General features: G+C 52.8%; 9 protein-coding genes. 1 reads left to right on the forward strand and 8 read right to left on the reverse strand.

Going from position 1 to position 12244, the window contains the following annotated elements:
- Nucleotides 1-285: 285 nt before the first annotated feature.
- From tyrR to CHU32_RS02845, 3 genes are all read right to left on the reverse strand, one after another.
- Nucleotides 286-1827 carry a transcriptional regulator TyrR gene (gene tyrR, locus CHU32_RS02830; protein ID WP_103676494.1) on the reverse strand — a complete coding sequence of 514 codons (1542 nt, stop codon included), beginning with the start codon at nucleotides 1825-1827 and terminating at the stop codon, nucleotides 286-288.
- A 711-nt stretch (nucleotides 1828-2538) separates the two neighbouring features.
- A complete protein-coding gene (locus CHU32_RS02840; protein ID WP_103676496.1) occupies nucleotides 2539-3606 on the reverse strand; it encodes a YcjF family protein in 1068 nt (355 codons plus the stop codon).
- Nucleotides 3603-5000 carry a YcjX family GTP-binding protein gene (locus tag CHU32_RS02845; protein WP_103676497.1) on the reverse strand — a complete coding sequence of 466 codons (1398 nt, stop codon included), beginning with the start codon at nucleotides 4998-5000 and terminating at the stop codon, nucleotides 3603-3605. Before CHU32_RS02845 ends, CHU32_RS02840 begins: the two co-directional genes overlap by 4 nt.
- A 153-nt stretch (nucleotides 5001-5153) precedes the next feature.
- Here CHU32_RS02845 and CHU32_RS02850 point away from each other — a divergent pair, with 153 nt between their 5' ends.
- Complete coding sequence (locus tag CHU32_RS02850) at nucleotides 5154-6164, forward strand: LacI family DNA-binding transcriptional regulator (protein ID WP_103676498.1); 1011 nt, start codon at nucleotides 5154-5156, stop codon at nucleotides 6162-6164.
- A 41-nt stretch (nucleotides 6165-6205) separates the two neighbouring features.
- Here CHU32_RS02850 and CHU32_RS02855 read toward each other — a convergent pair whose 3' ends face one another.
- From CHU32_RS02855 to ycjS, 5 genes are read right to left on the reverse strand one after another with little or no spacing between them, the layout of a single operon-like run.
- Nucleotides 6206-7108 (reverse strand): OmpG family monomeric porin, encoded by a 903-nt coding sequence (locus tag CHU32_RS02855; RefSeq protein ID WP_103676499.1) that lies wholly within the window; start codon nucleotides 7106-7108, stop codon nucleotides 6206-6208.
- Between the two features lie 57 nt (nucleotides 7109-7165).
- A complete protein-coding gene (locus tag CHU32_RS02860; protein ID WP_103676500.1) occupies nucleotides 7166-8248 on the reverse strand; it encodes an ABC transporter ATP-binding protein in 1083 nt (360 codons plus the stop codon).
- Nucleotides 8249-8258: 10 nt separating this feature from the next.
- A complete protein-coding gene (gene pgmB, locus CHU32_RS02865; protein ID WP_103676501.1) occupies nucleotides 8259-8921 on the reverse strand; it encodes a beta-phosphoglucomutase in 663 nt (220 codons plus the stop codon).
- A complete protein-coding gene (locus CHU32_RS02870; protein ID WP_103676502.1) occupies nucleotides 8918-11188 on the reverse strand; it encodes a glycoside hydrolase family 65 protein in 2271 nt (756 codons plus the stop codon). The genes pgmB and CHU32_RS02870 overlap by 4 nt, the downstream gene beginning before the upstream one ends.
- Entirely contained in the window at nucleotides 11185-12240 is a 1056-nt protein-coding gene (gene ycjS, locus CHU32_RS02875) for a D-glucoside 3-dehydrogenase (RefSeq protein ID WP_103676503.1), read from the reverse strand. Before ycjS ends, CHU32_RS02870 begins: the two co-directional genes overlap by 4 nt.
- Between the last annotated feature and the right edge of the window lie 4 nt (nucleotides 12241-12244).

Raw genomic sequence — 12244 nt, forward strand, 5'->3', positions numbered from 1 at the left:
CTCAATCCAACGGATAACATTTGCAGAAAAGGCATCTCGCCCTGTGAGGGAGACCTGCGCGCGCTCATGCTCTGGCAAAAAATTAATTAATTGAAGAATTAATAATGCGCTATCATGAATAGTCAGATGATTGGCCGCGATTATTTTTTCGAATCTTTCAAATAAAGTCTCTATAATAAGCACTACTAAAAAGTAAAAAACTTAAAAATGATGATGTAAGTTTATTTATAATGATTTTTCTAATTCACCCGTCTATTACTGCTGACGGGTGAATATACTTAATTGCTACTCTTCGCTTTTTTTCTGACTTAAACCGTATTCACGCAGTTTGTTGGCGATCGCCGTATGCGAGACGCCGAGGCGCTTTGCCAGTTTACGCGTGCTCGGGTAGTTCTGATAAAGCTGAACAAGAACGGCGCGTTCAAAACGACTGGTAATGTCGTCAAGCGTGCCTTCCATCGCCTCCTCATCAGGTAAATCTGGTTGCGTATTGCTGGCTGGTAATAAAATATCCTGAGAACGCAGTTCATAACCTTCAAGCTGGGTTAACGCGCGGTAAATGGCATTTTTTAATTGCCGCACATTCCCAGGCCAGGTGTAGCGCGTTAAAACACCCCCCACATCGGCGGCGAGTTTGGGCCGGGAAAGCCCCTGCTCGTCGGCAAAGCGGGCTACGAACAACTCTACCAGCGGCATAATATCCTGCGTCCGCTCACGAAGCGGCGGCAGATTCAGCGTCAGCACGTTCAGGCGATAATACAAATCTTCCCGGAAAAGTCCTTTTTGTACCAGCTCCTGAAGATTTTTTTGTGTTGCGCAAATCACCCGCACATCAACATGAATTTCATGATCTTCTCCCACGCGGCGGAAAGTGCCATCATTGAGGAAGCGCAGTAATTTAACCTGCATGCGCGGCGACATTTCGCCAATTTCATCGAGCAAAACTGAACCGCCGTTAGCCTGCTCGAAGAAGCCTTTTTTACCTTCCGGGGCATGACCAAATAGTTCACTTTCTACCGCATCTTCAGGAATAGATGCGCAATTAAGCGCCAGGTAGGGCATGGCTGCACGCGGGCTGGCCTGATGACAGGCATGGGCAATAAGATCTTTTCCGGTTCCGGTATCACCGACAATCAACAAGGGGGCGCTGAGCATGGCCAGTTTGCGCGCCTGTTCCACCACATGGCGCATTTTCGGGCTCACGGCCACAATCTGGCTAAATGCGCTCACATCCTGAGCGCTGACATTCTGCAACTGCCGCCCCATACGTACAGTTGAACGCAGCATCACCACTGCGCCGGTTAATAGTGGCTGCGCGTCTTCCCCTTCGAGGAATACCGGCGTGATCTCCAGCAGGAAGTTTTGCCCGTTCACCACAACATGTTCGGTATGAGATTCCGTAGGTTTGTTATCCAGCCAGCGCTGAAAATTGAAGTCGCCAATCAACTGCCCGATGGTGTGGTTACGTAAACGCGCCTGGCTTTGACCCAGTATCTGGCAACTGGCCGGATTAGCCAGTTCGATTTTGCTTTTAGTATCCAGCGACAGCATGGGATCGGGCATAGCTTCCAGCAACGCACTCAGCGCCAGATGTTCTCGTTCTGAAGGCATCCATGGCACGGTGCGCACATCGGTCACGCCCGCGATGCGGCGGATCTCTGCCATCAGACGGCTGAAGGAATCAAACTCCAGTTCGGAAAAGTTAAGGTAAATTCGCCCAACCGGATCGATCTCAATACCTCGCAGGTCGATACCGCGTAATACCAGCAGATCGAGCAATTCGCGAGCCAGACCGAGACGATCTTCACAAAAGACTTCAAGACGCATGGGATTTTTCCCTGAACAGTCAACGATGATAAGAATAATAAGCTACCCGAGGAGAATCGGGAAGAGAGCTGTCAACAAATATTGACAGCTTAGTGTAAAAAGGGTCCGCTGGGGAGTAAAAAGGCTCATTCTGAGCGATGATAAATGTTATACCGTGGCACGATGCCTGGCGGCGCTTCGCTTGCACAGGCCTACGGGTGTACAGCGCAGCGCCAGCGGGCAAAAACACAATGCCTGGCGGCGCTTCGCTTGTACAGGCCTACAGGTGTACAGAGCAGCGCCAGCGGGTAAAAACACAATGCCTGGCGGCGCTTCGCTTGCGCAGGCCTACGGGTGTACAGCGCAGCGCCAGCGGGCAAAAACACAATGCCTGGCGGCGCTTCGCTTGCGCAGGCCTACGGGTGTACAGCGCAGCGCCAGCCGGCAAAAACACAATGCCTGGCGGCGCTTCGCTTGCACAGGCCTACAGGTGTACAGCGCAGCGCCACCCGGTAAAAATATAATGCCTGGCGGCGCTTCGCTTGCGCAGGCCTACGGGTGTACAGCGCAGCGCCACCCGGTAAAAATATAATGCCTGGCGGCGCTTCGCTTGCGCAGGCCTACGGGTTGCATATAACTTATTGATGTTGCTCTTTTTTGTAGGCCGGGTAAGCGCAGCGCCACCCGGCAAATGTTCACCATAGCCGCAATAACAGGTTTGTCTTTACCCCCTTATTGCGGCTTTTCGTTCTGCGTTTTATTACGCTGAAGCGTTTCTTTAAGCTGCCCCACAAGCTGACGGCGAAAATCGCCCAGCCGGGGCTTATCACCGTCGATCCATGGCAAAGGACGGCACAGCTCCATCGCTTTAATACCCAATCTGGCGGTCAGCAAACCTGCACCAATCCCCTGGGCCGCTCTTGTTGACAGCCGGGCGGCAAGATCCTGAGACATCCAGTCCATACCCACTTCCCGCACCAGTTCACTGGCTCCGGCAAACGCCATATTCAACAGCACCAGGCGGAACAGGCGCAGGCGACTGTAATAGCCAAGCTCAATGCCGTACAGCCCGGCAATACGGTTGATAAGGCGCAAATTACGCCATGCTATAAATGCCATGTCCACCAGCGCCAGCGGACTGACGGCAATCATGAGCGTTGACTCGGCGGCCGAACGGCTGATTTCCCGCCGCGCCTGCGCATCCAGACCAGGTTGCACCAGATGCGCATACAGGCTTACCACTTCCCGATCGTTTTGCGTTTCATGGATAGCGGCGTACCAGCGCTGCAAGGCAGGATGCGACTGATCGATACCCGCCTGACGCGCCAGCGCCTCACAAAAAGCGCGACCTTTACCCGTACCGTGGCTGGCAAGCAGTTCACGCGCCTCATCACGTTCATGCGCACGTTGACGAAGCCGCCACAGGCGTCGCCATTCACTTGCAAGCGACCCCACCCCGGCACCAATAATCAGAGTGCCAGCCGCGCAGCCTCCGAGCGCCACCCAATCCTGGGTTTGCCAGGCGTTCATCGCCCATTGTATCCCCTGCCCAACCACGCTTACGCCAAACAGGGCCAGCCCCGCCATCACCATTTTGCGCCACAAACTGCGTTTTGGTCGCAATGCTGCATCCACGACCGCTTCCACCGGTCCGTCTTCGGATAAAGGTTCCTCCGTCACCGCGGGGGCGAAGGTTTGCGAGTCCGCTTCACTGAAGCGCTGAGCCGCTTTAAACGACTCTTCGTGTTCCGCGCTCAGCGGGCCGCTGAAATCGATACGCGGTTTGAGTGGTTCGTTCATCGCAGTTTATCCCCTATCAAAAATTCAAGCGCAGCGTCAATGCGGATATGCGGTAGCGGTTTATCGACATCCAGCACCGGAGGACGAAATGCTTCAAACTGGAACCCCTGCTTTTGCCAGAAAGCCTGGCCTGGCAGGCGGGCAGGAACTTCGCCAGGATAGACGGTCAGCGGTTGACCGTCCTCCAGACGATATCCTCTTAAGGCCGGGACTTTTTCACCCTGCGCGTCAATCAGCCCGCTCTGCGTAGCCTGTACCGATGCCAGGCCCAGACAATCCATGGCTATCCCTTCGAAGGCCGCATTCTGCCAGGCATCCTGAATTAATTGCTGTAGCAGCGATACCATGTTCGCATGCTGATCGAGCGTCACATGGTCTGCCTTAGTGGCGGCAAAAAGCAATTTGTCGATAACCGGCGAAAAAAGGCGGCGAAACAACGTGCGCTGGCCGTAGTGAAAACTCTGCATCAGTTGGGTCAGCGCCAGCCGCATATCATTGAATGCCTGTGGACCACTATTGAGCGGTTGCAGGCAGTCAACCAGCACAATCTGCCGGTCAAAACGCAGGAAGTACTCCCGGTAGAACCCTTTGACCACCTTCTCACAATAATAATTGAAACGCTCACGCAGCATGCCAGCATTGGTCTGCCTTCCCGCCTGCGCGAGGAGTGATTCTCCTGTTTCATCTACATTTGGCCATGGAAAGAATTGTAAGGCAGGGGCACCCGCCATATCACCGGGCAGGACAAAACGCCCGGGCTGAATAAAATGCAGCCCCTGCTTTTTACACTGATGTAAATAGTCGGTCCACGCAGCGGCAATGTCCGCCAGTCTGTTTTCGTCAGCGGGTGCCAGCGGGTCAAGATCCCGGCACAGTTCGCGCCATGCGGCGGACCATTCGGCACGCTGTCCCTGTAAAAGGCCGACCATTTGCCGGGACCAGCTCAGATAATCCTGCGCCAGCATCGGCAAATCGAGCAGCCATTCACCGGGATAATCCACGATTTCCAGGTAGAGCGTGGAGGTTTCTCTGAAGTGACGCAATAGAGAATCCGTGGAGCGAAAGCGCAGCGCCAGCGTAATTTCACTCACGCCACGGGTCGCTGTCGGCCAGGCCGGCGGCGAGGCGTATAATTGCGCCACTCCCTCATCATAGGTAAACCGTGGTACGCCAAAATCCCGCTGCGGCACACGCTTTACCCCCAGCAGTCGTTCCTCGCGTACGGCGCTCAGTAGCGGTAAACGTGCACCAGCGTGCAGGTTAAGAAGCTGATTGACCATGGAGGTAATGAATGCCGTTTTTCCGCTGCGACTCAGGCCGGTGACAGCCAGGCGCAGGTGACGGTCTACACCACGATTCATCAGCGCATTTAATTCATTCTTTAGTCGCTTCATCCCTTTCCTTTATCCCGTCAGGCCGTTTTCGACGCGCTTTCAGCCGTCTTTAACATCGGGCGGGTTGTTGATAACCTAATCGCTGTTGTTGTAATCAGACACATCTCCAGTAAGATAGTTGCAGTCAACACTATGACGGAGCAGTCTGGAAGTATGTCACCCACTATTTATGATATTGCACGCGTGTCCGGTGTATCAAAATCGACGGTCTCACGTGTGCTGAATAAGCAGACCAATATTTCCCCCGAGGCGCGGGAAAAAGTGCTGCTGGCCATTGAACAATTAAATTACCAGCCTAATAAACTTGCTCGCGCCCTGACCTCGTCAGGCTTTGACGCGATCATGGTTATTTCTACCCGCTCGGCGAAGACCACTGCCGGTAACCCTTTCTTTTCCGAAGTCCTTCACGCTATCACGGCAAAGGCAGAAGACGAAGGATTTGACGTTATTTTACAGACATCCCACAGTTCTGAAGATGATTTACAGAAATGTGAGAGTAAAATAAAGCAGAAAATGATTAAAGGCATTATTATGCTTAGTTCACCCGCCGATGAATCCTTTTTTGTCAGGCTCGATAGCTATAATGTCCCGGTCGTTGTTATTGGTAAAGTTGAAGGTCAATACCAACATGTTTACTCTGTCGATACCGATAACTTTCGCGACAGTGTTGCATTGACAGATGCGTTAATTCTGCGTGGCCATAAAAATATTGCCTGCCTGCATGCGCCGCTCGATTACCATGTCTCAATCGACCGACTTAATGGCTACAAAACCAGTCTACAGAACCATGATTACCCGCTGCGTACGCAATGGATTGTCGATGGCGGTTATACGCATGAGAGTGCGCTGGACGCGGCTCGTAATTTATTAAGCCAGCCACAGTTACCTGACGCTATATTTGCAACCGACAGTTTAAAAATAATGAGTTTATATCGGGTGGCGGCTGAGAAAAATATCAATATTCCACAACAACTCGCTGTGGTCGGTTATAGTAACGAAATGCTCTCTTTCATTCTCACCCCTTCGCCGGGGGGAATTGATGTGCCCACCCGTGAGTTGGGTGAGCAGAGTTGCGATTTACTGTTCAAGCGGATTGCCGGAAAGGCCAGCCCACAGGCTATTACAGTCAGCACGCAAATCGCCCTTACCGCATCGCTGGCCTGAGACATTGCCCGGAAAACGTTTTCTTCCGGGCAGTCTTTCTATCAGAAAGCGTAGTTCACGCCCACGCCTGCATAGTGGAAACGATCGCGCTCGCCTTCGTCATGATCTTCCCATTCATAAGCATACTCCAGGGACATGGATAAGCCGTTCTGGAAGTCGTAGGCATAGAGCAAGCCAAGACGGTTAAAGTCATGACCTTCACGTTCTGGATCGTCACTCCAGTCCCAGTTTGACCAGCGATCCAGCCCAAGACGGGTATACGGTGTCAGAGTGGTATTACCTAATGAGATCGGCAAATAGGCGCGAATTTCCTGCGTTGAAAACTCACCGTTGTTGCGGCTTTCGTCAATATTGAAGCCGCGTTCCAGATAGTAATTCACGGTTAAACCAACCGTTTCATTAAAGGTATAATTAAGACCGGTTTCCGTTTCCACACGGCTGTCAGAATAGCCAGTGGTGTTCAGATCGTTGACAAATTGATACATCGCGAACCAGCCACTGAAACGCAGGTCGTCTGTCAGTTTCACATCCCAGTCCGGAGCGACTTTCCAGCGCTGCATATTCGCCGTATCGGCATCTTCATTCACATAGTGGTAGCCATAGTTACGAAAACCGCCGGTTAAACCGAAACTGAAATTATCGCTTTCCAGAAACTGATAATGGACTTCGAGTTCCGGGCGATCAAACCAGGTCCCGCGTTTTCCGGCGCTGTAATCTACCGGGCCTTCCTGATAATAGGCGATAGCAATACGCCAGGGGCCATTGGCGGCATTAAAATATATAGATGGCTCAGCCAGACCATCCATATCCTCACCCTGACCCTCCACGTTTTCTATTTCATACATTGCGCCGATATTAAAATGCCAGTCATTATTTTCTGCTGCTTGCGCACAGGTAATTCCCGCGCACATTGCCAGCGCGGCACCTTTTAGTAGAGTACTCATAATTAAAAATCCTTGTATAATAGAGGTAAAGCCGGGATCTTTCCCGGCACAACAATATTATTGAATCGCTGCTTCGCTTTCAGTATCAAAGAAATGACACTTGGTCATATCAAAATAGATATTAATATTTTCTCCGGCATAATAATCATTGACGGCTCCGGCACGAACCACAAACTCGTGCCCCCCAACGGTGGTATACAGCATAAACTCAGCACCGGTTAGTTCAGCAACGCTGATTTTTGCCGCAATACACTTATTCTGGTGCGTTTGCGGATGAATATCTTCCGGACGAATGCCCATAACAATTGCTTTATGCTCATATCCCTGCTGCTGTAAAACAGTCAGTTTATCTTCTGGAATAGTTAATTTCAGAGTTTCGGTGACAAACATATTGCCATCAATAGCCCCACGAATGAAATTCATCGCCGGTGAGCCAATAAAACCGGCGACAAACATATTTGCCGGCTGGTTATAGACTGTCTTCGGTGCCCCAACCTGCTGAACAATTCCGTCTTTCAGGATCACAATCCTCGTCGCCATCGTCATGGCTTCGGTTTGATCGTGAGTCACATAGATCATCGTTGTATTGAGTTTTTGATGCAGCTTACTGATCTCAGCACGCATCTGCACACGTAGTTTGGCGTCGAGGTTTGAGAGTGGTTCATCCATCAAAAAGACGCCTGCTTCACGGACAATCGCCCGCCCCAACGCTACACGCTGACGTTGTCCGCCGGAAAGCGCGCCCGGTTTGCGCTTGAGATAATCACGCAAACCGAGGACATTCGCCGCCCAGTTGACCCGCTCATCAATGATTTTGGCGTCGATTTTTTGCATCTTCAGACCAAAAGCCATATTGTCGTAGACGGTCATATGCGGATAGAGCGCGTAATTCTGAAAGACCATCGCGATATTACGCGCCTTGGCCGGAACATCGTTCATTCGCACGCCGTCGATCATCAGATCGCCTGAACTTATCTCTTCCAGACCGGCAATCATGCGTAGCGTAGTTGATTTTCCGCAGCCTGACGGGCCGACGAAAACAATGAATTCTTTATCCTCAATCTCCAGGTTAAAGTCTTTCACCACATGAACCTGGTTATCATAGATTTTCTGGATGTGCCGCAATGAAAGTAGTGCCATCGTAATTTCCTTATTGTGCGTGTTGCCAGAATGCCGACAGGCACGGCCACGTAAGTTGGTCGGTAGAGGTAAGACGAAGCCCGGCATGCTGAAGACCCGCCCCAATGCCAATGGAATGCATTCCGCAGGCGTTGATGGCATCTATCCCCGCCTGAGCGTCCTCAATACCGATGCAGCGCTGTGCCGACACCCCCAGCCCGTCACAGGCAGCGAGAAAAATCTCCGGGTCGGGTTTGGAATGGGTGATGCGCCCGGCATCAGCACAGAAAGTAAATAATTCCGCAATGCCCAGCATGTTGAGGATGGTGGGAGCATTAAGGGACACTGACGCCAGCCCGGTCGGGATCTGGCGCTCTCTGAGTTCAAGCAGCAGTTCGTGAATGCCAGGGAGGATGGACTGCGCGGTAAGCTGGCTGAGCGAATCAACGTAAATACCATTTTTACGGCTCGCCAGCGCGTCGCGCTGCGGCTGGGTAAACGCGGCCTCACACCCACCAAAATGGAGGATACGGCGTAGTGATTCTCCCCGGCTAATCCCTTTGAGGGTATTGTTAAAGGTTTCGTCGATCTCAATCCCAATTTCGCAGGCCACCTGCCGCCAGGCCTGGAAATGCAGATGCGCTGTGTCGGTAATGACCCCGTCAAGATCGAAGATCACGGCTTCCAGTTTCATTCTCCCTCCGTGGTCGCGGTCCCAGCCGCGGGTAAAATAAAGCCACTCAATGTAAACGTCGTCTCATCGTGCACGGTGACCCACTGGTCAAACAGCCAGAAACTAACGGGTGCAGACGTTTTCACGGTAACGTGCTGGTGGGTCAGCGTGCAGGACATTGCCTTGCCCTGCCAGTGCAGTGGAAAGGTCATTCTTTGCCAGCTTTCAGGCAGGCGTGGCGTCAATTTTAAGGCACCTTGATGGACGGTCAGTCCGGCAAAGCCCTGCATAGCTCCGAGCCAGATAGCACCGGTTGCTGCCGCATGGATGCCGTCGTCACTGCTGTGCGGCTCCTCACCCAGATCAATGTCTATACCGTCATGCCAGAATTGATAAGACTGTGACAAATCGCCGCAGCGTGCTGCAACAATGCCGTGAATGGCTTTGCTCAGCGATGAGTCATGAATCGTTCGCGGTTCATAGAACGCCAGATTTGCCCTGCACTCCTGGGGAGTAAAGCGATCGGGCAGCATATAGTTCAGCATCACGACATCGGCCTGTTTAAGGATCTGCATCTCGTTAACTTCAGCGCGCGAGTAATCCAGCAAGATCGTTTGCTTTCCGGCTTTTAACTTGTATTTGGTCAGATCAATAGCCGGTTTTGCCAGGAAGGTGTCATCCTGCGCCAGTACACCATTCTTATCGCAGACTGGCAGCCAAAGCCGTTCTAAAAAGCGTTCGGCGCTGGCATAAAATGCCTCATCTGCTCGCGCAAAATGGCGGGCGAAATGGACGGCCTGAGCCACATTTTCATGCGCCAGATAGTTGGTGTAAGCGTTGTTATTAACGTGTTCGGTGTACTCATCCGGGCCGATTACATCGTGGATCTCCAGGCGACCATGGCATTCTACGGTACGGCTTATCCAGAATTTTGCCGTGTCGATCAGCAGATCAACGCCTTCATGCGCCATAAAGCTTTCATCGCCAGTGGCGTGCCAGTAAGCCACGACTGCCCAGGCCACGTCCGCCACAAGGTGATGCTCCGCCAGCGCCGAGGCCACTTTTTGACGCACGCCGGTACGAATATTGATAGCGGCGAATTCCGGCGTTTCTTCCCCGCCGCGACGCGCGCTTTCCCACGGAAACAGCGCGCCCTGCCAGCCATTACGCCGTGCCTTTTCGCGTGCGCCGGGCAGATTATGCCAGCGATAGCGCAGCAGCTGGCGGGCAATCGCGGGCCGGGTGAACAGATGAAACGGCAGCAGGAAAACTTCGGTATCCCAGAAAACATGCCCTTTATAGCCTTCGCCGGTCAGCCCTTTCGCCGCAATACTGCTGCGCTCATCGTGTTCCGGCGTCATGATATGCAGATGATAAAGCGCATAATCGAGCGCCTGCTGATCGCGCGGATCGCGGGATTCAACTTCTATACGGCTCTGCTGCCAGTAATCGCGCCAGGCTTCTCTGGAGGCGGTATATAAACTGTCATAACCGAGCGACGCGCAACCACGAAGCGCCTCCAGGTTTTGCCGACTTAACGTGTCCACATCGACACGGCGATCGTCAGACCAGGTTATCCAGTTCAGTTTCTCCAGCGTGACGCTTTCCCCGGCGGCTACAGTGAGCGAGCTGTTTTGCAACAGGCGGCGATTCTTCGCCGTGACATTACATTGCGCCTCACCGCTGACATGGCAAAATGACGAGATCACCACTTCTGCCGCATCATCCTGCGTGCTGTAAACGCCCTGAAGATAGTGATGGCCGAAAACACGCACCTGAGTTTCATCAAGGTGTTGACGCCCGGCGTTGGTTTGCGTGGCATCAATGCCCGTCACCAGTGTGATACTGGCTTCGCTATCCAGCGGCGTAATGATTAAGCGCATGGCGAAGAGCTCAGGCTGTGCAGCAGAGGCAAAGCGTCGGCTTTCGATGGCAAATTGAGCGCCACAAGGCGACTGCCACACTACAAATCGCCGCAGTTCACCTGTGGCAAAATTCAATTCACGATGCCATTGCTCAATATGCCCACTCAAAAGCGAGAAAGGAACGCCGTTGAGTTCAATCTGCACCCCGATGACGTCCGGCAGGTTGATCAGTTCGTTAGTTTCACCTTTGCCTGCCTGATGATACAAACCGGCCAGGTACATTCCGCGTGTCTGTAGCGTGTAATCCTCTTCATGAGTTGCCCGGACACCCATGTATCCATTGCCTGATGCCATTAAAGAGGCATATTTGTTCAGACTGTGCGGGCCAAAGGCCGGTTCGTTAAGCGTTGTGGCGTCCATCATAACTCTACACATTTCCCTGTTTCGGCGGCCTGATATAGCGCGGCAACCAGTTGCTGAATGATGCGTCCTTGCTCAGCATCGGCAATCATGATTGGCTCACCCTGCACATGGCGGATGAACGCTTCCATACTGCGAAAATGACGCCGATCGTCGGCCGTTTCACGCTGCATTAACGTACGCAGTTCGCCGTTGTTATCATCATAAATATGCAGCGGGAATAACGTCGCCCCGGCACGATCGCCGCAGAAAGAGACGTTCATGATCGACTGCTCTACGATGTTCAGCGCAAACGATGTTTCCAGACGTAAAATGCCACCGTTGTGAAATTCAATGGTGCCAAATAACGCATCTTCTACCGTGTAAGTTGCAGGGTCCCATTCGCCAAACTGACCGTTGTTTTTGCGGGTACCAATTTTTTGATAGCTGTGAGCCGTAACCTTTTTTACCGTCGGGAAACCAAGTACGTACATCGCCGCATCCAGCATATGCACGCCAAGGTCAATCAACGGCCCGCCGCCCTGAAGCGCTTTATTGGTAAAAACGCCCCAGCCCGGTACGCCGCAGCGACGCAGCGCTTTTGCGGTAGTGACGTAAATTTCCCCCAGCTTACCGTCCAGCACCTGCTGGCGCAGAAGCTGCGCATCTTCGGCAAAACGATGATGGAAATCATAACCCAGTACTTTGCCAGCCCGATGCGCGGCCTGGCACATTTCATCAGCCTGCTCCGGCGTCATGGCGGGCGGCTTCTCACACATCACATGACAACCTGCCTCCAGCGCCTGCATCACATGTTCATAGTGAAAGCGATTCGGCGAGCAAACGCTGACGATATCCGGGCGAACTTCACGCAGCATCGCCTGAGGATCGTCCCAGGCCTGAGCGTTGCCATATCTCTCCGCCAGCGCCTGCGCCTGGGAAAGGCGGCTGTCTGCGACAGCCACCAGTTCCAGATCGTCACGGGTGCAGTAGTACGAGGCGTGAACTTTATCCGCCACCTGCCCGGCTCCAATAATGGCCACGCGCAGCGGAGAAGTTTTCGTTGTACTCTTCACGAAC

The sequence above is a fragment of the Superficieibacter electus genome, from assembly GCF_002915575.1.
GTDB lineage: Bacteria > Pseudomonadota > Gammaproteobacteria > Enterobacterales > Enterobacteriaceae > Superficieibacter > Superficieibacter electus.

Bases quoted from the DNA above. Each gene is read 5' to 3' on its own strand.
- CHU32_RS02840 (WP_103676496.1), bottom strand. From the start codon at position 3,606: ATGAACGAACCACTCAAACCGCGTATCGATTTCAGCGGCCCGCTGAGC.
- CHU32_RS02870 (WP_103676502.1), bottom strand. From the start codon at position 11,188: ATGATGGACGCCACAACGCTTAACGAACCGGCCTTTGGCCCGCACAGT.
- CHU32_RS02845 (WP_103676497.1), bottom strand. From the start codon at position 5,000: ATGAAGCGACTAAAGAATGAATTAAATGCGCTGATGAATCGTGGTGTA.
- pgmB (WP_103676501.1), bottom strand. From the start codon at position 8,921: ATGAAACTGGAAGCCGTGATCTTCGATCTTGACGGGGTCATTACCGAC.
- CHU32_RS02855 (WP_103676499.1), bottom strand. From the start codon at position 7,108: ATGAGTACTCTACTAAAAGGTGCCGCGCTGGCAATGTGCGCGGGAATT.
- CHU32_RS02860 (WP_103676500.1), bottom strand. From the start codon at position 8,248: ATGGCACTACTTTCATTGCGGCACATCCAGAAAATCTATGATAACCAG.
- tyrR (WP_103676494.1), bottom strand. From the start codon at position 1,827: ATGCGTCTTGAAGTCTTTTGTGAAGATCGTCTCGGTCTGGCTCGCGAA.
- CHU32_RS02850 (WP_103676498.1), top strand. From the start codon at position 5,154: ATGTCACCCACTATTTATGATATTGCACGCGTGTCCGGTGTATCAAAA.